Annotated in this window: 21 protein-coding genes and 2 tRNA genes; 13 read left to right on the forward strand and 10 right to left on the reverse strand. The window is 71.8% G+C overall.

Features of this window, described 5'->3' with window-relative positions; genetic code table 11:
• Positions 1-20: 20 nt before the first annotated feature.
• The gene (locus tag GQQ92_RS00840) at positions 21-974 is read left to right on the forward strand and encodes a CHAP domain-containing protein (RefSeq protein WP_156997353.1); all 954 of its coding nucleotides are present in this window, start codon (positions 21-23) and stop codon (positions 972-974) included.
• A gap of 137 nt (positions 975-1,111) precedes the next feature.
• Positions 1,112-1,240 (forward strand): hypothetical protein, encoded by a 129-nt coding sequence (locus tag GQQ92_RS16905; protein WP_269149144.1) that lies wholly within the window; start codon positions 1,112-1,114, stop codon positions 1,238-1,240.
• Between the two features lie 29 nt (positions 1,241-1,269).
• On the opposite strand, the gene GQQ92_RS00845 is transcribed toward GQQ92_RS16905, so the two are convergent.
• Positions 1,270-2,307 carry a lactonase family protein gene (locus GQQ92_RS00845; RefSeq protein ID WP_156997354.1) on the reverse strand — a complete coding sequence of 346 codons (1,038 nt, stop codon included), beginning with the start codon at positions 2,305-2,307 and terminating at the stop codon, positions 1,270-1,272.
• A 97-nt stretch (positions 2,308-2,404) separates the two neighbouring features.
• Between GQQ92_RS00845 and GQQ92_RS00850 the strand changes: the two genes are divergently transcribed.
• A tRNA-Arg gene (locus GQQ92_RS00850) sits at positions 2,405-2,476 on the forward strand.
• Positions 2,477-2,532: 56 nt separating this feature from the next.
• On the opposite strand, the gene GQQ92_RS00855 is transcribed toward GQQ92_RS00850, so the two are convergent.
• Positions 2,533-2,805: a hypothetical protein gene (locus GQQ92_RS00855; protein WP_156997355.1), complete on the reverse strand. Its 273-nt coding sequence runs from the start codon at positions 2,803-2,805 to the stop codon at positions 2,533-2,535.
• Between the two features lie 241 nt (positions 2,806-3,046).
• On the opposite strand from GQQ92_RS00855, the gene GQQ92_RS00860 reads away from it, so the two are divergent.
• Positions 3,047-4,111 (forward strand): ATP-dependent DNA ligase, encoded by a 1,065-nt coding sequence (locus tag GQQ92_RS00860; RefSeq protein WP_156997356.1) that lies wholly within the window; start codon positions 3,047-3,049, stop codon positions 4,109-4,111.
• A 58-nt stretch (positions 4,112-4,169) separates the two neighbouring features.
• On the opposite strand, the gene GQQ92_RS00865 is transcribed toward GQQ92_RS00860, so the two are convergent.
• Positions 4,170-4,673 (reverse strand): Lrp/AsnC family transcriptional regulator, encoded by a 504-nt coding sequence (locus GQQ92_RS00865; protein ID WP_156997357.1) that lies wholly within the window; start codon positions 4,671-4,673, stop codon positions 4,170-4,172.
• Positions 4,674-4,802: 129 nt separating this feature from the next.
• On the opposite strand from GQQ92_RS00865, the gene ald reads away from it, so the two are divergent.
• Positions 4,803-5,903: an alanine dehydrogenase gene (gene ald, locus GQQ92_RS00870; protein WP_156997358.1), complete on the forward strand. Its 1,101-nt coding sequence runs from the start codon at positions 4,803-4,805 to the stop codon at positions 5,901-5,903.
• A gap of 96 nt (positions 5,904-5,999) precedes the next feature.
• Here the strand turns inward: ald and GQQ92_RS00875 are convergent, their stop codons facing one another.
• Complete coding sequence (locus GQQ92_RS00875) at positions 6,000-6,308, reverse strand: rhodanese-like domain-containing protein (RefSeq protein WP_156997359.1); 309 nt, start codon at positions 6,306-6,308, stop codon at positions 6,000-6,002.
• Between the two features lie 240 nt (positions 6,309-6,548).
• On the opposite strand from GQQ92_RS00875, the gene GQQ92_RS00880 reads away from it, so the two are divergent.
• Together GQQ92_RS00880 and GQQ92_RS00885 are read left to right on the forward strand one after the other, a co-directional pair.
• Complete coding sequence (locus tag GQQ92_RS00880; RefSeq protein ID WP_197738018.1) at positions 6,549-10,232, forward strand: AAA family ATPase; 3,684 nt, start codon at positions 6,549-6,551, stop codon at positions 10,230-10,232.
• Positions 10,229-10,435 (forward strand): hypothetical protein, encoded by a 207-nt coding sequence (locus GQQ92_RS00885; RefSeq protein WP_156997360.1) that lies wholly within the window; start codon positions 10,229-10,231, stop codon positions 10,433-10,435. The genes GQQ92_RS00880 and GQQ92_RS00885 overlap by 4 nt, the downstream gene beginning before the upstream one ends.
• Before the next feature lie 39 nt (positions 10,436-10,474).
• Here the strand turns inward: GQQ92_RS00885 and mscL are convergent, their stop codons facing one another.
• From mscL to GQQ92_RS00900, 3 genes are read right to left on the reverse strand one after another with little or no spacing between them, the layout of a single operon-like run.
• Positions 10,475-10,912, reverse strand: coding sequence for a large conductance mechanosensitive channel protein MscL (mscL, locus tag GQQ92_RS00890; protein ID WP_156997361.1), 438 nt, complete (start codon positions 10,910-10,912; stop codon positions 10,475-10,477).
• A 29-nt stretch (positions 10,913-10,941) separates the two neighbouring features.
• The gene (locus GQQ92_RS00895) at positions 10,942-11,274 is read right to left on the reverse strand and encodes an FmdB family zinc ribbon protein (RefSeq protein ID WP_156997362.1); all 333 of its coding nucleotides are present in this window, start codon (positions 11,272-11,274) and stop codon (positions 10,942-10,944) included.
• Positions 11,275-11,305: 31 nt separating this feature from the next.
• Positions 11,306-11,884 carry a 5-formyltetrahydrofolate cyclo-ligase gene (locus GQQ92_RS00900; RefSeq protein WP_156997363.1) on the reverse strand — a complete coding sequence of 193 codons (579 nt, stop codon included), beginning with the start codon at positions 11,882-11,884 and terminating at the stop codon, positions 11,306-11,308.
• 94 nt (positions 11,885-11,978) lie between these two features.
• Here GQQ92_RS00900 and galU point away from each other — a divergent pair, with 94 nt between their 5' ends.
• The 5 genes from galU to GQQ92_RS00925 all read left to right on the forward strand — a co-directional run bounded on the left by galU (position 11,979) and on the right by GQQ92_RS00925 (position 16,326).
• Complete coding sequence (gene galU, locus GQQ92_RS00905) at positions 11,979-12,878, forward strand: UTP--glucose-1-phosphate uridylyltransferase GalU (RefSeq protein WP_156997364.1); 900 nt, start codon at positions 11,979-11,981, stop codon at positions 12,876-12,878.
• A gap of 2 nt (positions 12,879-12,880) precedes the next feature.
• The gene (locus GQQ92_RS00910) at positions 12,881-13,543 is read left to right on the forward strand and encodes a GNAT family N-acetyltransferase (protein WP_156997365.1); all 663 of its coding nucleotides are present in this window, start codon (positions 12,881-12,883) and stop codon (positions 13,541-13,543) included.
• Between the two features lie 51 nt (positions 13,544-13,594).
• Positions 13,595-14,584 carry a hypothetical protein gene (locus GQQ92_RS00915; protein WP_156997366.1) on the forward strand — a complete coding sequence of 330 codons (990 nt, stop codon included), beginning with the start codon at positions 13,595-13,597 and terminating at the stop codon, positions 14,582-14,584.
• A 58-nt stretch (positions 14,585-14,642) separates the two neighbouring features.
• Positions 14,643-14,718 (forward strand) — tRNA-Ala (locus GQQ92_RS00920).
• A 129-nt stretch (positions 14,719-14,847) separates the two neighbouring features.
• Positions 14,848-16,326, forward strand: a complete 1,479-nt coding sequence (locus GQQ92_RS00925) for an MFS transporter (RefSeq protein ID WP_156997367.1) — start codon at positions 14,848-14,850, stop codon at positions 16,324-16,326.
• 9 nt (positions 16,327-16,335) lie between these two features.
• Here GQQ92_RS00925 and GQQ92_RS00930 read toward each other — a convergent pair whose 3' ends face one another.
• From GQQ92_RS00930 to GQQ92_RS00940, 3 genes are all read right to left on the reverse strand, one after another.
• Complete coding sequence (locus GQQ92_RS00930) at positions 16,336-17,823, reverse strand: MFS transporter (RefSeq protein WP_156997368.1); 1,488 nt, start codon at positions 17,821-17,823, stop codon at positions 16,336-16,338.
• Positions 17,824-17,963: 140 nt separating this feature from the next.
• Positions 17,964-19,316 (reverse strand): M20/M25/M40 family metallo-hydrolase, encoded by a 1,353-nt coding sequence (locus GQQ92_RS00935; RefSeq protein ID WP_156997369.1) that lies wholly within the window; start codon positions 19,314-19,316, stop codon positions 17,964-17,966.
• Between the two features lie 73 nt (positions 19,317-19,389).
• On the reverse strand, positions 19,390-20,049 hold the full coding sequence (locus tag GQQ92_RS00940) for an NADPH-dependent F420 reductase (RefSeq protein WP_197738019.1): 660 nt from the start codon (positions 20,047-20,049) through the stop codon (positions 19,390-19,392).
• A 153-nt stretch (positions 20,050-20,202) separates the two neighbouring features.
• On the opposite strand from GQQ92_RS00940, the gene GQQ92_RS00945 reads away from it, so the two are divergent.
• Positions 20,203-21,324 carry an LLM class flavin-dependent oxidoreductase gene (locus tag GQQ92_RS00945; RefSeq protein ID WP_156997371.1) on the forward strand — a complete coding sequence of 374 codons (1,122 nt, stop codon included), beginning with the start codon at positions 20,203-20,205 and terminating at the stop codon, positions 21,322-21,324.
• The last annotated feature ends 4 nt before the right edge of the window (positions 21,325-21,328 follow it).

Raw genomic sequence — 21,328 nt, forward strand, 5'->3', positions numbered from 1 at the left:
GGTGTCCGGAGGATCGACTATTGCACGAGGGCGAGAACGCCGAGCAGCCGACGCGCTCGGAGCTGCGAGCGGCCGAGTCCGCGCGATCCCGACGTACCGCACCCGCTGAACGGCCGCGCGCGGGCAAGCGCTCCGAGGGCTGGCCCTCGCGTCGGGCGAAGGCGGCGGCCGCGACTCCCGCCGCGCAGCGAACCGATGCCGCCGAGTCGACGGCGCGCGCGCCGCGGCCCTCGGCCACCGTCCGCCGTGTCGGCCCGCTCCGCGTCGTCGCCACGGTGCTCGTCGTGCCGGCCATCGTGGGCACGGTCGCGATGCCCGCATACGCCCTGATGCCGTCCGGCGAGCTGTTCCAAGCCTCGGGAGCGTTCAGCTTCGCCGTCGCCGAGGCGCAGGCGCTCGACGTCTCGGCGCAGGCGTCCGGTGCACCGCTGTCGACCGACGCGTACTCCGTCACGACCAAGGCCGAGATCGAGGAGGCGGCCCGCACCGCCGAAGAGCAGGCGCAGGCGGCCTGGGCTGCCGAACTCGCCTCGCGCGGCTCGGGCGCGTACGCGATCTACACCGTCAAGGCCGAGGGCGACGACTACCCGTGGTGGGATCAGATCCCCGACGACTACGGCGGAGGGCTCTCGCCGCTCCGGTATTACTACCGAGAGTGCGTCGACTTCGTCGCCTGGCGGCTGAATCGGGATGCGGGCGTGACGAGCGCCCCCTGGAAGTGGGACTGGTCGAACCTCGCCTCCGGCAGTGCCTACGCGTGGGCCGACGAATGGGTCTCGCACGGCTGGCCGACGAGCGACGTGCCCGTGGTCGGCGCCGTCGCCTGGTTCCCGTACAACCACGTCGCCTACGTGCAGTCCATCAACTCCGACGGCAGCGTGAACATCGAGGAGTACAACCAGAACTCCGACCACTCGTATCATCGGCGCACGATCGGCGCGGGGGACGCGCTGTACCTGTACCCGCCGGCCTGAGCGCGGCGGGCCGCGCCGCGCGACTGTTCACGATGTGGCGAAAACCTCGCCCGAAATTGGACACGGCGGCCAATGCCCCGTCGGCGGGCCTCCCGTAGCGTTGGAGGCCATTCCCCACGCAGAGGCAGGTGACCGCGATGACGCAGCCCTTTGAGACGTTCGTCCTCGAGACGAGAACGTCCGACGAGCGGCGAGTCGAGGAGATCGTCTTCGTCGACGAACTCTCGCCGTCGACCTCCGCCATCGTGGTCCTCGGCTACAACTGAGGCGCTCGCTCCGCCCGCATCGGCGCGGATCAGGGCATGCGGGCCAGGCACGCGGGAGCCGGCGTCGAGATCGTCGCGACCACCGCGGTCGGCACTCCGGCGTCGAGCGAGATCACGGCGATGGAGTCCGACGCCTGATCGGCCACGAGCGCGTGACGTTCGTCGTGCGTGACGTGTAGATCGCGCGGGTGCCGGCCGCCGGTCGGGAGTGAGGCGACCCGTTCGAGGGTGCGGCTCGCCACGTCGAGCCGCAGCGCGACGAGGGCGTCGGCGTCGCGATCGCCGACGAGCACCGTGCCCGCCGCCGTGAGGCGGATCGCCGAGAGCCCCATGCCCCGCGACGCGACGCGCTCGTCGACGGGGAACGACGCGACCTCGCTGCCGTCCACGAGGTCGAAGACGCTCGCCGTGCGGTCGAGTTCGTTCGCGACGACCGCGAGGTCGCCCGCGATCACGAGATGGCGCGGACCTGCCCCGGCATGGACGACGAGGTCGCCGGCGTCGCCCGCCGCGCGTCCGAGCGCATCGGGCAGCGCGTCGAGGCCGATGACGCGGATGCGATCGGATCCGAGGTCGGGCACCAGCAGACGGGATCGGGCGCGGTCGAGCACGACCTGGTGCGGGTGCGGGGACTCCTGCCGCGAGGCATCGGGCCCCGACCCGGTGAACGCCGCCGAGAGCACGACGTCGGTCGCGGCATCCGTTCGCATCCGGTGCGCGGAGACCTGCGCGCCCGAGTAGTTCGCGGCGAACGCCCAGTCGCCCGTGGCGTCGAAGGCGAGGTGGCACGGGTCGCCGGCCCCGGTCGCGCCGGCGGGCGCCGCGGGCGTGAGTGCGTCGCCGTCGATCGACCACGTCGAGAGACGGCCCTCGGCCAGTTCGTGCACGACGCCGAGCACCCCGGCGGGGGAGACCGCGAGGTACATCGGGTTCTCGCCGACGTCGACCGGATCCCCGAGCTCGAAGGCGCCGTCGGGCGCGATGTCGAGCGGGCGGATGCCTCCGGCCGCCGAGCCGAGCGCGCCGACCGTCGACGCGCCGACCCAGAATCTCGTGCCGTCGCCCATGGTGCTCCATTCCGTCGTGGGGCGTGCCGGCGACGCGTCGTCGCGCGGGGGTGCGCCGTCGGACAGGCTATCGCGGACGGGTAGACTGCTGCGGTCAGCCTCTGTAGCTCAATGGAAGAGCAACTCCGTCCTAAGGAGCAGGTTGGGGGTTCGAGTCCCTCCAGGGGCACCGGTCGAGGTCGGGGCCGAGCCGCGGCAACGGAGCACGCGATCGGCGGCGCTCGCTCAGGTCCAGTCGACGGCGTGCGACCAGCCCGCGATGTAGGCGCGCTCGTTCGCGCCGAGGGTCAGCGAGGCCGTGGGGGCGGACTCGACGTCGAAGCCGCAGATCTCGAAGACGCGGCGCACGACGAAGGGGCGCAGCGGCGCGCCGGGGTCGGCGAGGATCTCGCGCTGGAGACCGCGGTCGAGCAGGGTCCACCAGGTGCCGATCGGCGGGAGTCCCCTGGACGGGCGACGCCCGGGGGAGCGTGAGGGCTGGTCGATCACGGAGCTCATCGGACGGGCCTCCGACGCGATGCGACGGGCCTTGCGCCGGGGGAGGCGGCGGTCGCTGCGAGCGTCGTCGCGGCGCGGTGGACTGCGGGGGTGCAGTGGGCTTGCATGGTGTGTTCCTCGTTCTGGTCGCCACTTCGTCGGGGTCGACCGTCAACGACCATACGCCACGAAGCTGGACGGCCGCAGGGGTTGCGGATGCGCGCCCATGGTGTCAGGCGCGCCGCGGCACCATGATGGACTGATGGACCTGCCCGTGATGCCGCCGATCGCGCCGATGCTCTCGAAGGCCGTGAAGGCGATCCCCGATGTCGGCCACGTCGAGCCGAAGTGGGACGGATTCCGCACGATCGTGTTCCGCGACGGAGACGAGATCGAGCTCGGCAGCCGCAACGAGAAGCCGATGACCCGGTACTTCCCCGAACTGGTCGATGCGCTCCGGGCGAACCTGCCCGAGCGGTGCGTGGTCGACGGCGAGATCATCCTCGTGCGCGACGGGCGGCTCGACTTCGACGCGCTGCAGCAGCGCATCCACCCGGCCGCGTCGCGCGTGAAGCTCCTCGCCGAGCAGACCCCGGTGTCGTTCGTCGCGTTCGACCTGCTCGCCCTCGGCGACGACGACCTCATGCCGCGACCGTTCGGCGAACGGCGGGCACTCCTCGTCGAGGCGCTCGCCGAGGCATCCGACCCTGTCTTCGTCACGCCGGCCACGGCCGACCTCGCCGAGGCGCAGGACTGGTTCACCCGGTTCGAGGGCGCCGGCCTCGACGGGGTCGTCGCGAAGCCGCTCGACGGCGCCTACCTGCCCGACAAGCGGACGATGTTCAAGGTCAAGCACGAGCGCACGGCCGACTGCGTGGTCGCCGGGTTCCGCTGGCACAAGACGGGCGGCATCGTGGGGTCGCTGCTGCTCGGGCTGTACGACGACGACGGCCGCCTGCACCACGTGGGCGTGGCGGCGTCGTTCCCGATGGCGCGGCGGGCGAGCCTCGTCGCCGAGCTCGAGCCCTACGTCGAGAACGACCTGTCGCGGCATCCATGGGGCGAATGGGCCGACCCCGAGGCGCACGCGGGGTCGCGCCTGCCCGGTGCGGTGAGCCGTTGGTCGGCGGGCAAGAACCTCTCGTTCGTGCCGCTGCGGCCCGAGCTCGTGGTCGAGGTGGGGTACAGCCAGATGGAGGGCGACCGCATCCGCCACACCGCGCAGTTCAAGCGGTGGCGCCCCGATCGGGATGCCGCCTCGTGCACGTATGCGCAACTGGAATCGCCCGACGGGCTCGACCTGTCGCAGATCCTGCCCGTGGGCTGACGAGGCGGCCGGAAGGTGGCCGGTCGGCCGGGAGCCGGTCGGCCGGGGCATCCGCCGTTCAGATGACCGCGCGGAGCCCCGCGGAGAGCGCGGTGTGGTGCTCGAACACGAGATTGGTCTCGGTGAGCGCGACGGCCGGGTTCGCGGAGAGATTCTCGAGCACGAACTGCCGCACATGCTCGCTGTCGCGCACGCGCACGTGGATGAGGAAGTCCTCGGTGCCGCCGAGGAAGAACAGCTGGGCGACCTCCGGCTCGCGACGCAGCTCGGTCGAGATCTGCTCCATGAGATGCCGAGCGCCGGGGCGGATGCGCACGCTCACGAGCGCCTGGAGCGTGAATCCGAGTGCGACGGGGTCGATCTCGGCCGTGTAGCGCACGATGACGCCGCGCTCGCGGAGCGAGCGGACACGTGCGAGGCAGGTGGAGGCCGAGATGCCGACCGCCCGCGCGAGATCGATGTTCGGGATGCGGGCGTTGTCGTGCAGCCTGGCGATGATCGCCCGATCGAGGTCGTCGAGCACGGCGGGGCCCTTCGCGCTGATCTGCGGCGCATCGGCCATGGCGGGGCATCCTTTCGAACAATTGAAGCGGATGCCTCGACTCTACCGAATACTGTGCGGAGCTTCTTCCGCTCGAACGAATAAAGGTCGACCATGGAGGGACCCACCAACTTTCGTTCGGAGCACCCCATGTACATCGGCGTACCTGCTGAGATCAAGAACAACGAGTTCCGCGTCGCCATGACGCCGGCCGGCGTGCACACGCTCGTGCAGCACGGCCACCGCGTCGCCATCCAGGCCGGCGCCGGCATCGGCGCCGGATTCACCGACGAGGAGTACGCGACCGCGGGCGCCGAGATCGTCGCGACCGCCGCCGAGGCGTGGTCGGCCGAGCTCGTCCTCAAGGTGAAGGAGCCGATCGAGGCCGAGTACGGGTTCCTCCGCGAAGACCTCACCCTCTTCACCTACCTGCACCTCGCGGCCGATTTGCCGCTCACGCGGGCGATCCTCGACTCGGGCGTCACCGCGATCGCCTACGAGACCGTGCAGCTCGCCGACCGGTCGCTGCCCCTGCTCACCCCCATGAGCGAGGTCGCCGGCCGCCTCGCGCCCCAGGTCGGCGCGGCCGAGCTGCTCGCCTCGAAGGGCGGCCGCGGCGTGCTGCTCGCGGGCGTTCCCGGCACCTCTCCGGCGAAGGTCGTCGTCATCGGCGGCGGCGTCGCGGGCGAGCAGGCAGCCGCGACCGCGCTCGGCCTCGGAGCCGACGTCACCGTGTTCGACATCTCGCTGCCGAAGCTCCGCGAGCTCGACGCCCGATACGACCACCGCATCAAGACGCTCGCGTCCTCGCCGTACGAGATCGCTCGGCAGCTGAAGGACGCCGACCTCGTGGTCGGGGCGGTGCTCGTGCCCGGCGCCGCGGCGCCGAAGGTCGTGACCGATGAGATGGTCGCGGGCATGAAGCCGGGCTCCGTGCTCGTCGACATCGCCATCGACCAGGGCGGATGCTTCGAGGGCTCGCGCCCGACCACCCACGCCGAGCCGACGTTCCGCGTGCACGACGCCATCTACTACTGCGTGGCGAACATGCCGGGCGCCGTTCCCGCGACGTCGACCCCGGCGCTCACGAATGCGACGCTGCCGTATGCCGTGCGCATCGCCGACCTCGGCTGGGAGGCCGCCCTCGGCGCCGACCCGGCGCTCGCGAAGGGGTTGAACGCCACGGCCGGTCGCCTCACGAACGAGGGCGTGGCGCTCGCGCACGGGCTCGAACTGCAGACCGCCGGCTGAGCCGCGGCCGGCGGCCCGGGGCGGAGCGGCCCGCGGGCAGCGGCCCGCGGGAAGCGGCCCGCGCCCGGGAGCCCGGCGGGCCTCAGGCGCCGCCGGTCACTCCGCGCCGCCGAGCGTGATCGGCAGCCCCTGGCGGTACCACTCGAGGATGCCGCCCGACACGTTCACGGCGTCCACGCCGAGGCTCTCCAGGTAGACGGTCGCCTGCGCGCTGCGCCCGCCGACGTGGCAGAGCGTGTAGACGGTCGTGTCGCGGGGCACCTCGTCGATGCGCGCGACGAGTTCGCCGAGCGGGATGTGCGTCGCGCCCTCGAGGCGCGCCTGCTCGAGCTCGTGCGGCTCGCGCACGTCGAGGATGAACGCGTCGTCGAGGGCCGCGAGCTCCGCGGGGGTGATCTCCTGCATGCCGGGCGGCTCCTTCTCGGTCGATGCGCTGCGCGGAACGGGTGCAGCGCAGGGCAGGCGTCGACGCTACCACGGTACCCACGGGGGTATCGGAACCGGCATCCGACGGCGCTGCATCCCACGAAACGGCACTTCGGGCCTTATCGTGTCCGTGTGCGGCGGCTCGATCGGAACGAAGAAGAGGATGTGCTCCTCGGCGCTGAGCCCGATGCCGCCGTCGACGCACTCACCCCGGAAGCCATGCCACAGAACCTCACGAGTCCGCACAGCCTGAGCCTCGGCGATCCAGATCTCGTCGCGGGCAACGTCGCCGAACCCGCCTGGCACCGCTGGCAGCGCGAACTCGAGCGCGTCGGCGGCCGCTCGCCGCTCGTGCGCTTCGTCGACACGCCCCGCACCCGCATCGAGCTCTCGACCACCCACCCGGGCGGGCTGCCGCAGTTCATCACCGGTCGGTCCACCCTGCTCTCGAGCCTCATCCGCGACGAGCTCGCGCTGCGCAACGCGAAGCTCGCCGCCGCCGAGATCACCCAGAAGGGCGTCGAGCTCCGCTCCGTCCGCGGCATCGAGTCGGTGCACCTCGCGATCGGCCTCGCATCGTGGCGCAACGCGGGCGAGGAGTTCCTGGCCCCCGTGCTGCTGCGCCCCCTCGCGATCCGTCGGTACGGGCGAGACTTCGAGCTCAAGCTCAAGGGCCAGCCCTTCCTCAACCCGGCGCTCGCCCGCGAACTCCGCGAGCAGTTCCAGATCACGCTCGACGCCGACGCGTTCGTCGCGCTCGCGATCACCAACGGCGTCTTCAAGCCGCAGCCGGTCATCGACCGCCTGCGGGGGCTCACCAGCCATCTGCCCTGGTTCCAGGTCGCGCCGCGCCTCGTGGTCTCCTCCTTCGCCGAGGCCGGCCCCTCGATGGCCGCGGATGCCGCGAACCTCGAGCATCCCCTCATCGACGCCATCGCCGGCAACCCGAGCGCCAAGGCGCGCTACGCCGACTCCGGACGCCGTGCCCGCCCGGTGCCGCAGGACGAGCGCCCGCCCTCGACCGACACCCTGCTGCTCGACGCCGACCCCGAGCAGGAACGCGTGATCGCCGAGATCGAGGCGGGCACCTCCCTCGTCGTGAAGACGCTCCCCGGCACGGGCGGCACGCAGACCATCGTGAACGTCGTCGGCTCGCTCGTCGCGAAGGACCAGCGGGTGCTCGTCGTGGGCGCCCGACGAGCCAGCCTCGACGGCATCGCCCACCGGCTCGGACAGGTCGGCCTCGGCGGCGCCGCCGTGACGACCGCAGCCCTGCGGCGCGACCTGATCGCCTCGATCTCACGCAACGAGAAGGTCGAGCGGCCGAGGGTAGCCGACGTCGACGACGCGCTCGTGCGGCTGCGCAAGGCGCTCGTCGACTACCGCTCCGCCCTCACCCGGCGCGATCCCGCGCTGCACGTCTCGGTGCTCGAGGCCCTCGGCGAGCTCGCCGGGCTCGCCCTCCGCCCGCAGGCCCCCGCGACCACCGCACGGCTCTCTCCCGCCTCGCTCACCGCCCTCGCCGAGGGTCGCGACGCGGTCTCCCGCGATCTCGTGAGAGCGGCCGCCCTCGGCGAGTTCAAGTACGGCCCCGGGGACTCGCCCTGGTACGGCGCCTCGTTCACGTCCTCCGAGGAGGCGACGACGGCCCACGAGCTGGCCAAGCGACTCAGCACGGCCGATGTGCCCCGCCTCATCGACCGCGGACGCACGCTCATCGCCCAGACCCGCCTGCGCACGTTCGAGTCGGTGGCCGAGCTCGGCGTGTTCCTGCGGCTCCTGCTCGACGTGCGCGAGACGCTCGACCGCTTCCGGCCGTCGGTCTTCGACCGACCGCTCGGAGAGCTCATCTCGGCGACGGCCCCCCGGCGCGACTCGCCCGGCATGTCCGGAGCGAACCGGCGACGTCTGCGACGCCATGCGCTCGAGTACGTGCGCCCCGGCGTGCACGTCACCGACCTGAACGCGGCGCTCCGAGGCATCCAGCAGCAGCGCACCCTCTGGCAGCGCTACTCGGAGGCGGGCTCGATCCCGGCGGTGCCGGTCGGGCTCGACGACGTCCATGTCGCCTACCGCTCGGTCGAGGGCGATCTCGCCGTGCTCGACACCCCGCTCGGGCTGGCCGGAACGCCGCGTCGCCTCGCCGCGCGCCCGGTGCGCGACCTCACGACGATGCTCACCGGCCTCGCGGCGGAGTCCGAGGTGCTCGCCAACCTGCAGGAGCGCACCGCGCTGCTCGCGAGCCTGCGCGAGCTCGGCCTCGATCCGCTGCTCGTCGACCTCGCCAAGCGTCACGTGCCCGAGCAGGTCGTGGCCTCCGAACTCGAACTGGCCTGGTGGCAGTCGGTGCTCGAGCAGATGCTCGCCACCGACACCGCGCTGCTCGGCGCCGACACCGCGCTGCTCGACCGGCTCGAGGGCGATTTCCGGCTCGTCGACGAGGCGCACGCGTCGTCAGCGGGCCCGCAGCTCGCATGGCACCTCGGCGAGAGCTGGAAGGTCGCGCTCGTCGACCACCCCGACGAGGCCGAGCTGCTGAAGCGCATGCTCCGCGGCGATCGGGTCGACGGCCGTTCGCTGCAGCGCGACACCCCGCACCTCTTCCGGGCCCTCGCACCGGTCTGGCTCTCCTCGCCCTACGACGTCGCCCGCATCGACCCGTCGATCACGTTCGACACCGTGGTGCTCGTCGACGCAGGATCGACCACCATGGCCGAGAACCTCGGCGCCATCAAGCGGGCCAGGCAGGTCGTGGCGTTCGGCGACCCCGTCACCCAGACGCCCACGCTCTTCGACACCGGCCTCGACGACCCCGACGTGATCGGCGACGCGGCCGAGGTCGAGATCGACGCAGACGGTGTCGACGCGCTGCACGCGGACTCCGCGCTCGCGCGTCTCGGCGAGCTCCTGCCGACCATGACGCTCACCCGCAGCTATCGCGCGGGCGGCGAAGACCTCGCCGAGCTCGTGAACCGCCGGTTCTACGGCGGACGCATCGAGTCGCTGCCGTGGGCGGGCAGCTTCCTCGGGCACGGCAGCCTCGGCCTGCACTACGTGCGCGGCAACGGCCTGCCCGACCAGGTCACTGGCACGGTCGAGTCGATCGACTCCGAGGTCGCCAAGGTGGTCGAACTCGTCATGGAGCACGCCGTGAAGCGGCCGCGCGAATCGCTCATGGTCATCACGGCGAGTGCTCGGCACGCGGCTCGCGTGCACCAGGCCGTGCTCGCCGCGTTCGCGAAGCGCACGGACCTCTCGGACTTCATCCTCAAGGACCGGGCCGAGCCGTTCACCGTGCTCACCCTCGAGCAGTCGGTCGCGCAGAGTCGCGATCGGGTCATCTTCTCGGTCGGCTACGGACGCACGCCGCACGGCCGCCTGCTCTCGAACTTCGGCTCGCTCGGCGAGCCGGGCGGCGACCGCCTGCTGGCCGTCGGCATGACCCGCGCCCGGCGGTCGATGGACCTGGTGTCGGCGTTCCGGCCCGACGACATCGATGCCGACCGGCAGTCGCACGGCGTGCTGGCGCTCGCGAGCATCCTCAGCCAGACCGAGGAGCGCGCCGCCGAGCGCGCCGAGGGAACGAGCGGATCGGCGATGCTCGACGACCTCGCGGTCCGACTCGAACGCCGCGGCATCCGCGTCGCTCCCGGTCACCGCGGCCGTCTCGCGCTGGCCGCCGCCAACGCCGGGAAGGCCGTCGTGGTCGAGACCGACGAGGTGCTCACCGGCTTCAGCCTGCGCGAATCGCTCCGCCTCCGTCCCGACGTGCTCCGCCGGCTCGGCTGGCACTACCTGCGCGTGCACAGCTTCGAGTTGTTCGGCAACCCCGAGGCGGTCGCCGACCGCGTCGCGACGCTGCTCGGCAAGCCGCCCGTGCTGCCCGCCGACGCGTCCGAATGAACGGCGAACGCCAGCACGTGGAGCGCGCGAAGGGCCGTGCACGGCGGGCCCGCCTGACGCCGGCACCCGGAACCGACCCGACGCCGGAGGCACCGGTTCGCCCCCGCGACCCGGTCGCCGACGACGAGGACGCCGGCCGCGCGGCATCCGCTCATCCCGACGACGAACGCCTGCGACGCGAGAAGCCGCCGCACTGGGGCTGATGCGCCCTCGCGCAGCGGATACGCCGGCCCGACGCGGTTTCAGTGCTTGGGCTGGTGGCCCTCGCCGGTCGGGCGGTCGGCGAGCAGGTCGCGGATCTCGGAGAGGAGGGTGAGCTCCGACTCCGGTGCGGCGGGATCGGGCACGCCGGCCTTGCGCTTCGCCTCGGCGCGCTCCTTGATGGTGTTCATCGGAAGGACGAACACGAAGTAGACGACCGCGGCGACGATGAGGAACGTGATGATCGCGCCGATCACGGCGCCGAACTTGACGTCGGAGGTGCCGCCGTCGAGCGTGGGGATCTGGAGGACCAGCGCCGTGTCGAGGCTGTCGGCGCGGAAGACCGCGCTGATCAGCGGGTTGATCAGATTGTTCACGATCGAGGTCACCACGGCCGTGAACGCCGTGCCGATGACGACCGCGACGGCCAGTTCGATCACGTTGCCCCGGAGGATGAACTCCTTGAAGCCCTTGAGCACCTTGCCCCCTGCTGTCTCGTCGATCAGGTCTATGCCACGCTAGCCGCGGATCCGCCCGAAGACGAACCGGCCGAGCCGCCGGAGGAGGAGGACCCGCCGGAGGAACCCTTCGACGAGCCCTTCGAGGCGTCGCCCGACCCGTTCGACGACCCCTTCGACGCCGACGAACCGCCGGCTGAGCCGCCGCTTCGCGAGTCGGTGCGGTAGAAGCCCGAGCCGTTGAACGTCACGCCGATCGTGTTGAAGAGCTTGCGGAGCGGTTCGCCGCACGCCTCGCACGTCGTGAGGGTGTCGTCGGTGAAGGCCTGGTGGATGTCGAAGGCGTTGTCGCAGACGGTGCAACGGTAGGAGTAGGTGGGCATGGAGCTCTTTCGGTTCGGGGGTGCATCGCTGCTAGAACGCGTGGATGCGCGTCGGGGTGACGACGCCGTTCACCGGCTGGTCGTGCACCTCGCGTGGAACCTCTTCGACGAACTCGTTGTCGAACACCACGGCGTACACCGGAGGACATTTTCCCATCGAACCGAGGGTCTTGTCGAAATAGCCCCGCCCCCAGCCCAGGCGCATGCCCGTCGCGTCGATCGCGGCGGCCGGGACGAGGATGAGGTCGACGTCGTTGATGGCCATCGGGCCGAGCAGTTCGCCGACCGCCTCGGGCGTTCCGTGGAGGCCGAGGATCTCGTCCTCGCTCTCGCCGACGGTCCAGTCGAGCAGCCCGTCGTCGCGGGTCACGGGGAAGAGCACGCGGATGCCGCGGGCCTCGGCCCACTCGACGAAGGGACGGGTGTCGGGCTCGCTCGGCATCGAGAGGTAGCAGGAGACGGAAGCCGCTCCGGTCGAGCCGACGAGCTCCTCCAGGCGTGCGGTGAAGCCCTCGGTCGCGATGCGGCGCTCGTGGTTGGGCATGTTCTGGCGACGTTCGCGGAGCTCGGCTCGCAGAATCCGCTTCTGGACGGACGGATCGTCGGACATGGGATTCATCCTATGGCGATCGCGGTGGCGCGGAGGCGGTGCCGAGGCGGCGCCGAGTCTGCGCCGGGGCGCCCGGCCGGATACGCTGATGCGCATGACTGAACGCATCACGAAGGCTGTGATCCCGGCGGCCGGCCTCGGCACGCGATTCCTCCCCGCCACGAAGGCGATGCCGAAGGAGATGCTCCCCGTCGTCGACAAGCCGGCGATCCAGTACGTCGTCGAAGAGGCCGTCGAGGCGGGCCTGACCGACGTGCTCATGATCACGGGCCGCAACAAGAACGCCCTCGAGAACCACTTCGACCGCGTCGCCGAGCTCGAGGCGACCCTCGTCGCGAAGGGCGACACCGCCAAGCTCGAGAAGGTCAACCAGTCGACCGACCTCGCCGACATGCACTACGTGCGCCAGGGCGACCCGCTCGGTCTCGGCCACGCGGTGCTCCGCGCGAAGATGCACGTCGGTCGCGAGCCGTTCGCGGTACTGCTCGGCGACGACATCATCGACGCCCGCGACGTGCTGCTTGCGCGCATGCTCGAGGAGCAGATCGCCCGCAACGCCTCGATCGTCGCACTGCTCGAGGTCGACCCCGACAGCATCCACCTCTACGGCGCGGCGGCCGTCGAGGCCACCGATGAAGACGACGTGGTGCGCATCACCGGGCTCGTCGAGAAGCCCGCGAAGGAAGACGCGCCCTCGAACTACGCCGTGATCGGGCGCTACGTCCTGAAGCCCGACGTGTTCGACGTGCTCGAGCACACCCAGCCGGGCAAGGGCGGCGAGATCCAGCTCACCGACGCGCTCATGGAGATGGCGGCCGACGTCGAGGGCACCGGAGGCGTCTACGGCGTCATCTTCCGGGGCCGTCGGTACGATACGGGCGACAAGCTCGACTACATCAAGGCCGTCATCCAGCTGGCGGCCGACCGAGACGACCTCGGGCCCGAGCTCAAGCCCTGGCTCGCCGAGTACGTCGCCGGCCTCGGACGCGACTGACCATGTCCGCCGCCGGGATCCCGACCCTTCGCGACGGCGACCTCATCGTGCGCCCCATCCGTGCACGCGACGCGAAGCAGCTCGAACGGGTGCTCCTCGAGAACCGGGCCTGGCTGCGGCGTTGGGAGGCGACCTATCCCGGCGGCGGCACCGCCATCGACACGAAGGCGAGCATCCGCAACCTGCTCGCGCACGCACGGAACGGCGCAGCCCTGCCCTTCCTCCTCGAGGTCGACGGCGAGATCGTGGGGCAGCTGAACGTCTCGTCGATCACGCACGGATCGCTGTCGTCGGCCTCGATCGGGTACTGGGTCGCGCAGGGCGCGGCCGGCCGGGGCATCACGCCCACCGCCGTCGCCCTCGCGACCGACTACTGCTTCCGCACCCTGCGCCTGCACCGCGTCGAGATCTGCATCCGTCCCGAGAACGGCCCCTCGCTGCGCGTGGTCGAGAAGCTCGGCTTCCGCTACGAGGGGCTGCGACGCCGCTTCATCCACATCGACGGCGCCTGGTGCGACCACTTCGCGTTCGCCCTCGTCGCCGAGGAGGTGCCCGGCGGAGTGCTGCGCCGCTGGCGCGACGGGCGCGCCCCGGCCGACGCCGCGCGCGTCCACCCCGAGGACCGGGCGGCCGCCGCGCAGTCGTTGCGGGTGTCCGATCGCTGACACGCCCGCCCCGCGGCGCCGCTTCCGGGCCGCGTGTCCTAGCGTTGTCGCATGAGCGTGATCGGCGGGGGGCTGCTCGTGGCGGTGGCCGCGGCATTGTGGCTCGCGTACCTCATGCCGGTCTGGCTGCGACGCCGTCAGTACCTCGCGACCGAGCGCAATGCGGTGCGGCTCCAGCAGACGCTGCGCATCCTCGCCGAGACCGCCGAGACGCCCGAGCCGGTCGTGCTCGACGTGACCGCCAGGCAGGTCGCGTCCCAGCAGCGTGTGCTGCACGAGCGCGAGCGCGCGGCGCGGTTGAGCGCGCAGGCGAGCGAGCGGCTCGCGATCGCCGAGCGGCGCAACGCGCAGGCCGATGCGGATGCCGCGGCCGAGGTCGCGGCGGAGGCGGAGCGCGCATCGCGACGCGACGCCGTCGAACCGCGGCCCGCCGCCGCGCAGAAGACGAGCCGGCCGGCGCTGCGTCGGCGCCGTGCGCGGTGCTCGCTGACGTTCCTCGCCGGACTCGTGATCGCGATCGTCGGCGGCGCCATGCTCGCGTTCTCCGCCTCGGTCGCGGCGGTCGTCTTCGCCTCCGTCGGCGGCATCGTGATGCTCGTGGCGTTCGGCGGCCTCGTCGTGCTCGCCCGCCGGCGCGTGCCGGCACCGGTCGTGCAAGCCGAGCAGGACGTCGTCGCCGAGGCCTTCGAACCCGTCGAGCTCGACGAGGCCGAGGCCGTGCACGAGGGATGGGTGCCGCAGCCGCTGCCCCGGCCGCTCACGCTCTCGCGCGGCACGATCGCGGCCACGGCGATGGCGTCGATCGAGGCGGCGGCGGAACTCCAGCGGCTCGCGCAGGAGGCGGAACGCGCCAAGCGCATCGAGGAGATCGCGACCCCCATGCCGTCGATCGCGCCCGCGGCATCCGCGCCGGCCGAGCCCGAGCAGACGGGCGCCTCCGAGCCCCTCAGCCCGTACGCCGGCATGGGCGTGATCGGGTCGCCGCAACGGCGATTCGACGACCTCGACGCCGTGCTGCGGCGCCGTCGCCAGGCGGGCTGAGCCGCGGCATCCGATGGTCCGAACCACCCGTTCGGAGATGATAGGCTCGTACTCGCTCGGGCCCATGGCGCAGTTGGTAGCGCGTCTCGTTCGCAATGAGAAGGTCGGGGGTTCGAATCCCCCTGGGTCCACCACCACGGCAGAGAAGCGCCCCTCGCGGGCGCTTCTCTCGTTTTCGGGCGAGTTCGCCTTCGATCGCGAATCGGGGCATTCCCCGGCCCAGGCCGGACCGCATCCGCCGCCGACCGCATAGTCTGGCGTGGATGACGCAGCAGCCGGCCACCCGATCGCTCCCCGTCTCGGAGGGGCACCGGTGGCGCGCCTACTGGATCTGCGTCGGCGTCGCCGCGCTCACCATCCTCGATCTCTCGAAGGTGAACGTCGGGCTGCCGTCGATCGAGTCCGCGTTCGACGCATCGCCGACGCAGTTGCAGCTCATCGTCGCGGGCTACGTGCTGACCTTCGGCCTGGCGCTCGTGCCGGCGGGTCGCATCGGCGACCAGCGGTCGCGGAAGACCCTGTTCGTCGTGGGACTCAGCCTGTTCCTCGTCACGAGCCTCGTCGCGGCCCTCGCGCCGAACATCACCGTGCTGCTCGTCGCACGCCTGCTCCAGGGCGTCGCGGCCGGCATCCAGATGCCGCAGGTCATGGGCATGATCCAGGAGCTCTTCCGCGGCCCCGAGCGGGGCAAGGCGTTCGGGCTCTTCGGGGCCGTCATCGGCCTCGCGACCGCGTTCGGGCCGACGCTCGGCGGACTCATGATCGCCGTCGGCGGGCCGACCGACGGCTGGCGCGGCATTTTCCTCATCAACGTGCCGCTGGTGGTCGTCGCCCTCGTGCTCGCGATCTGGTTCCTGCCCGTGACGCGCCGACCGTCGGGCGAGCCGCTCTCGCTCGACCCGGTGGGGCTCATCCTGTTCGCCGTGACGGTGATCTCGCTCATGTGGCCGTTCCTGTTCACCACGGGCTCCCCGAGCGACAACCCCGCGCGGTGGTGGGTGCTCGTCGTCTTCGTGCTGGCGATCACCGCGTTCCTCGCGTGGGAGCGCCGCTACGCGGCATCCGGCCGATCGCCCCTCGTGCCGCTCGAGCTGTTCCGCACGGCGTCGTTCCGCAACGGCATCTCGCTCGCGAGCGTGTACTTCGCCGCGATGCCGTCGATGTTCCTGCTCACCACGCTCTACCTGCAGGACGGGCTCGGCCTCGAGGCGGTGTTCGCGGGCATGGTGAGCATCGGGTTCGCGCTGGTCAGCGCGCTCAGCTCGTGGATCGGCGGCAACCTCGTGAACCGCATCGGCCGCCCGCTCGTGGTCTGGGGCCTCGTGCTGCTGCTCTGCGGTATCGGCCTGCTCGTCCTGCTCGCGATCATGACTCCCGCCGCCGTGACGCCGTGGGCGATGGCCGGCGCGATGGCGATCGCGGGTGCCGGCGGCGGGCTTGTGGTCTCGCCGAACCAGACGCTGACGCTCATGGACATCCCCGTGCGCGAGGGAGGCCTCGCCGGGTCGGTCGGCCAGCTCGGGCAGCGCATCGGCACGGCCATCGGCACCGCGGTCACGCTCTCGCTGTTCTACTCGACGATCTTCCGGGAGTCGGGCGGCGACCCCGACCTCACGGTCTACCACCACGCCTACGCGTACGGGATGCTCGCCGTCGCCGTGCTCGTCGCGATCGCGTTCGGCATCGGCGTCGCCGACCTCGGGTCGCGCCGTCGACGGGCGTCGGACGCCGACGAGGGGTGAGGCCCGGCCTCAGCGCACGGCGGCGGATGCCCCGACGTCGCCGCCGCCCGTCGTCGGATCGGCCGGCGGCTCGGCGTCGACCGGATCGGAGAACGCGAGCTTCGGCACGAGCGCGAGCAGGCCCGCGGCGACCGCGGCGGTGACGCCGCAGATGAGCCAGACGGTCATGTAGCCCGCGAAGGAGCCCGCGGTGCCGTGCACTGCCTCGCCCGCGCTGCCGAGCAGGGCGATGCCGAACACGCAGGAGGCGATCGCGCCGCCGACGGTCTTCACCGAGTTCGTCAGGCCCGTCGCCACGCCCGTCTGCGTGGGCGGGGCCGCGGCCGCCGCGGCGGCGGGGAGCGCGGCCACGAGCGCGCCGGAACCGAGGCCCACGATGATCATGTTGGCGAGCACCTGTCCGTACCCGTCGTGGAACGGCAGGAAGAGCAGGAAGCCCACGGCGACCATGGAGCTCGCGCCGATGAGCGTGACCCGCGGCGTGAACCTTCTGGCGAAGACCGGGAACAGCATCGCGCCGACGACCATCGACAGCACGTACGAGCCGATGAGCAGCGACGTCTGGAAGCTCGTGGCGCCCAGGCCGTACCCCACGGCGCTCGGGTCGGTGCGCGCGAACGTCGAGAGCGGGGCCTGCGCGCCGAGCACGCTGACGCCGAAGAGGCCCGCGGTGAGGAACACCGGCCACAGCATCGGCGAGCGGAACATGCGCACGTCGATGAGCGGGTCGGGGTGCCGCAGCTCGTAGCGGGCGAACGGCCAGACGAGCAGCACGCCGAGCACGACGAGCGCCCAGCTCAAGAGGTCTGCCGGCCCGTTCAGGCGCATGAAGCTGAGACCGCCCGTGAGCGCCAGGAGGGAGAGCGAGATGAGCACGAGCCCGCCGGTGTCGAGCCGGCCGCCCGTGAGGTCGGGCGACTCCTTCACGCCGAAGAGCACGACGAAGAAGCACACGGTGACCGCGACCGCCGGCACCAGGAGGAGCGCGGTCATCGGCAGCACCTCGGCGAGCGCGCCCGCCGACAGCGCGCCGGCGATGGCGCCGAGCTCGAGGGCGGCGACGAGCAGGCCGGCGGCCGTGCGGGTCATCGCCGCGGGATGGGCCGAGCCGCGGCTGCGAGACCAGATGAGCGCGATCTCGAGGGGGAGCCACACCACGTAGAAGCCCTGCAGGGCCCAGGCGACGAGGAACACCCAGAACTGGTCGGTGAACGCCAGCGAGATCGACGCGATCGCCGTGATCGCCGTAGACCACACGAGCATGCGCTTGTGTCCGACCATGTCGCCGAGCTTCGCGAACGCGGGCACCACGAGCGCCGACAGCATGAGCTGGGTGCCCTCGAGCCAGTTCACGTCGGCGTCGTGGATGCCGAGGTTGCGCGCGATGTCGGTGAGCAGCGGCGTGTAGTAGCCCTGGATGATGCCGCTCGTGAACTCGACGAACGCGAGGAATCCGACGATCGCGGCGACCGGGCCGAGCCTCGTGGCACGCGACATCGGGACTCCTTCGGGTTGGGGTGGAATCACCCTAAGCCCTCGTCGGGGCGCCCGAGGGCCGTCGGGGCCGCCGGCAGATCACGCTTCGATCACACCCGGATCACGCTTCGATCACGCCCGCACCGCGGCATCCGCTCGGCTCATCTCGGGTCGGAAGCCGGCAGCCCTTCGATGAGCGACCGGTGGAAGCGCTCGCCGCGCTCGAGGCTGTCGAACGTGACGGACTCGTCGACGCCGTGGATCGCGGCGCGCTGGGCGGCGCTCATCGCGAGCGGGGCGAAGCGGAACACGGACGGCGCGAACCGGTGGAACCAGCGCGAGTCGGTCGCGGCCATGACCAGGTACGGCGCGGTGATCGCCTCGGGGTACGAGGCGGCGACGGCGGCCTCGATCGCCTGGAACGCGGGGGAGCCGACGTCGGACTCGGGGGAGGGGTCGTTGCCGTCGAGCACGGTCACCGTGACCTCGCGGTCGCGGATGACGCGGCGCACCCTCTCGGCGGTGCCCTCGACGGTCTCGCCCGGCGCGATGCGAAGGTTCAGCACGGCCGCCGCCTGCGACGGCAGCACGTTGTGCGCGGTGCCGCCCGAGAGCATGGTCGTCGCGACCGTGGTGTGCACGATCGCCGCCGGCTCGCCGCCCAGCCGGGCGAAGACCCGAGCGGTGAGCCACGGCATCGCGGTCAGCGCGCGCAGCAGCAGCCGGTTCGCGCCGGAGGTGTGCGGGGTGAAGCTGCGCAGCATCGCCCGCGCCGAGACGGGGACGCGCTTCGGGAACGGGTTCGGGTGCAGCCGATGCACGGCGCGCGCGACCCGATCGGTCGGGGTGGCCTTCGGCGGGGCGGAGGCGTGGCCGCCCTTGCTCGTCGCCTCGAGCTTCAGCGAGACGAGGCCCTTCTCGCCGACGCCGACCATGGCCGCCTGGGCGGAGATGAACGGCAACGGCGCGGTGACGACGGCGCCGCCCTCGTCGAGCACGAGCCAGGGCGTGATGCCCCGCTCCTGGAACAGGTCGGCGATCGCGCGGCCCGCGCTGCCGTGGTCCTCCTCGTTGCCGCCGAACGAGAGGTACACGTCGCGCGCCGGCACGAACCCGTCGGCGAGCAGGTTCTCGACCGCCTCGAGCAGCACCAGCATGGGGCCCTTGTCGTCGAGCGTGCCGCGACCCCACACCGAGCCGTCGTGGATGCGGCCCTCGAACGGCGGGAACGTCCAGCCGTCGGCCTCGAGCGCCGGCACGACGTCGTAGTGCGCCATGAGCACGAGGGGGTCGGCATCGCCCGTGCCCGCCCAGCGGAACAGCAGGCCGAGCGGATGCGGCTGCTCGAACTCGAGGTGCTCGTGCACGAGCGGGTAGAGCTCGGCGAGCAGGTCGCGGAACGCGTCGAAGTCGGCCATGCCGCGCTCGTCGAGCTCGGCCGACACGGTCGCGAGCCGCACCATGCGGGAGAGGCGCTCGGGCGCGCCCGGGCGGACGGTGGGGGTTTCGGGCATGCGAACCAGCGTACGTCGAGCAGCGGATGCCGCGTGCCGCGGGCCGCCCGCGCGGCCGGCGGTTCGGGCCGGCTCAGGCCGCGAGGTCCTCGCTCGGCGTCAGGAGTGCGGCGAGTTCTGCGGCGCCCAGCTCGCGGCCGAAGGCGGGGTGCCCGGGCTCGAGTGCCCGGCCGTTGGCGATCGGGCCGCCGTCGACGGGGTCGAAGCCGAGATCGTCGATGATGCCGGCGAGCACGGTGCGGGCCTCTGCGTCGTCGCCGACGACGGCCATGGCGCGACGCAGCGGCGAGCCGGCATCCATGCTGTCGTCCTCCATCTCGTGGTAGCCGACGTGGTTGAGCGACTTCACGACCCGCGCAGCGGGGTTGCGGGCGGCCATGATCTCGCTCGTCGAACGCTCGTCGTCATCGACCTCGCGGATGTGGCCGTCGACCGGCGGCCAGTAGTTCATGGCGTCGACGACGATTCGGCCGTCGAAGGCCGGCCACGGCAGCGTCGCGGCCTTGCCGAACGGCACGGACAGGATGACGACGTCGGCCTGCTCGACGAGCTCTTCGGGCGTGGCGACGCGTGCGCCGGGAGCCACCACCGAGACGAGCAGTGCGAGCGCGGTCTGCCGAGGCGAACCGGTCATGACGACGTCGTAGCCCGCGCCGACGAGGAGCCGGGCGAGCGCGGTGCCCACCTTGCCCGCTCCGAAGATGCCGATCGTCGGCCGTTCTGCCACGTGCATGCCTCCATTCTCACCCGCCTGGATGCAACGGGCCGAGCGGATGCCGCATTCCCGCGTCGGGGAATAGGGTCGACCCGAGGGCGGTTCAACCAGTGCGAACACATGCGAACACATGCGAACGCATGCGAATCGCGAACGAAGAGGCGGAGCACGATGACCCAGTACGAGTTCGGCGTCGACACGTTCGGCGACGTCACCCTCGACGCCGACGGCACGAGGCTGACGCACGCCCAGGTGCTGCGCAACGTCGTCGAGGAGGGCGTGCTCGCCGACCGGCTCGGGCTCGACTTCTTCGGCGTGGGCGAGCACCACCGGCACGAGTTCGCCGTCTCGGCGCCCGAGGTCGTGCTCGCCGCGATCGCGTCCCGCACCGAGCGCATCCGTCTCGGTTCCGCGGTCACCGTGCTGAGCAGCGACGACCCGGTGCGGGTGTTCCAGCGCTTCGCGACGCTCGACGGGATCTCGAACGGGCGCGCCGAGGTGATCCTCGGTCGCGGTTCGTTCATCGAGTCGTTCCCCCTGTTCGGCTACGACCTGAACCAGTACCAGGAGCTCTTCGAGGAGAAGCTCAACCTGTTCGCGGCGCTCCTGACCCAGGAGCCGGTCACCTGGTCGGGCGAACTGCGCCCCGCGCTCGAGGACCAGCTCGTCTTCCCGCCCGTCGAGCACGGAACCCTGAAGACCTGGATCGGCGTCGGCGGAAGCCCCGAGTCCGTCATCAGGGCCGCGCACTACGGGCTCCCGCTCGTGCTCGCGATCATCGGCGGCAGCGCGGCCCGCTTCGCACCCCTCGCCGACCTGTACCGCCGCGCGCTCGAGCAGTTCGGCAAGGCGCCCCAGCCCATCGCGATGCACTCGCCCGGCTTCATCGCCGACACCCACGACGAGGCGCTCGACACGCTCTGGCCGCACTACCGGGCGATGATGGACAAGATCGGCGCCGAGCGCGGGTGGGGGCCGACGAGCCGAGGACACTTCGAGGGCGAGGCCGCCGGCGGCGCGCTCTACGCGGGCGAGCCCGAGCGCGTCGCGCACCGCATCGCCGACGCGCTCCGCGTCACCGGCGCGACCCGTTTCGACCTCAAGGTCTCGAACGGCGGGCTCTCGCACGAGGCGATCATGGGCAGCATCGAACGGTACGCCACACAGGTCGTGCCGCGCGTGCGCGAGCTGCTCGCGGCCGACGACGACGTGGACGCCGATCTCGAGGCCTCGCGAGCGCTCGCCGCGCAGGACCGGGCGGATGCCGCGGTCGAGCCGCACGATCGGGCGTAGCGCC

Origin of the sequence: Agromyces terreus, from assembly GCF_009749465.1 — a bacterium.
In the GTDB taxonomy this organism is placed as follows: Bacteria; Actinomycetota; Actinomycetes; order Actinomycetales; family Microbacteriaceae; genus Agromyces; species Agromyces terreus.

Bases quoted from the DNA above. Each gene is read 5' to 3' on its own strand.
- GQQ92_RS00945 (WP_156997371.1), top strand. From the start codon at position 20,203: ATGACCCAGTACGAGTTCGGCGTCGACACGTTCGGCGACGTCACCCTC.
- ald (WP_156997358.1), top strand. From the start codon at position 4,803: ATGTACATCGGCGTACCTGCTGAGATCAAGAACAACGAGTTCCGCGTC.
- GQQ92_RS00930 (WP_156997368.1), bottom strand. From the start codon at position 17,823: ATGTCGCGTGCCACGAGGCTCGGCCCGGTCGCCGCGATCGTCGGATTC.
- GQQ92_RS00910 (WP_156997365.1), top strand. From the start codon at position 12,881: ATGTCCGCCGCCGGGATCCCGACCCTTCGCGACGGCGACCTCATCGTG.
- GQQ92_RS00940 (WP_197738019.1), bottom strand. From the start codon at position 20,049: ATGCACGTGGCAGAACGGCCGACGATCGGCATCTTCGGAGCGGGCAAG.
- GQQ92_RS00845 (WP_156997354.1), bottom strand. From the start codon at position 2,307: ATGGGCGACGGCACGAGATTCTGGGTCGGCGCGTCGACGGTCGGCGCG.
- GQQ92_RS00925 (WP_156997367.1), top strand. From the start codon at position 14,848: ATGACGCAGCAGCCGGCCACCCGATCGCTCCCCGTCTCGGAGGGGCAC.
- GQQ92_RS00875 (WP_156997359.1), bottom strand. From the start codon at position 6,308: ATGCAGGAGATCACCCCCGCGGAGCTCGCGGCCCTCGACGACGCGTTC.
- GQQ92_RS00855 (WP_156997355.1), bottom strand. From the start codon at position 2,805: ATGAGCTCCGTGATCGACCAGCCCTCACGCTCCCCCGGGCGTCGCCCG.
- galU (WP_156997364.1), top strand. From the start codon at position 11,979: ATGACTGAACGCATCACGAAGGCTGTGATCCCGGCGGCCGGCCTCGGC.
- GQQ92_RS00885 (WP_156997360.1), top strand. From the start codon at position 10,229: ATGAACGGCGAACGCCAGCACGTGGAGCGCGCGAAGGGCCGTGCACGG.
- GQQ92_RS16905 (WP_269149144.1), top strand. From the start codon at position 1,112: ATGACGCAGCCCTTTGAGACGTTCGTCCTCGAGACGAGAACGTCCGAC.
- GQQ92_RS00860 (WP_156997356.1), top strand. From the start codon at position 3,047: ATGGACCTGCCCGTGATGCCGCCGATCGCGCCGATGCTCTCGAAGGCC.
- GQQ92_RS00915 (WP_156997366.1), top strand. From the start codon at position 13,595: ATGAGCGTGATCGGCGGGGGGCTGCTCGTGGCGGTGGCCGCGGCATTG.
- GQQ92_RS00900 (WP_156997363.1), bottom strand. From the start codon at position 11,884: ATGTCCGACGATCCGTCCGTCCAGAAGCGGATTCTGCGAGCCGAGCTC.
- GQQ92_RS00935 (WP_156997369.1), bottom strand. From the start codon at position 19,316: ATGCCCGAAACCCCCACCGTCCGCCCGGGCGCGCCCGAGCGCCTCTCC.
- GQQ92_RS00895 (WP_156997362.1), bottom strand. From the start codon at position 11,274: ATGCCCACCTACTCCTACCGTTGCACCGTCTGCGACAACGCCTTCGAC.
- GQQ92_RS00865 (WP_156997357.1), bottom strand. From the start codon at position 4,673: ATGGCCGATGCGCCGCAGATCAGCGCGAAGGGCCCCGCCGTGCTCGAC.
- GQQ92_RS00880 (WP_197738018.1), top strand. From the start codon at position 6,549: ATGCCACAGAACCTCACGAGTCCGCACAGCCTGAGCCTCGGCGATCCA.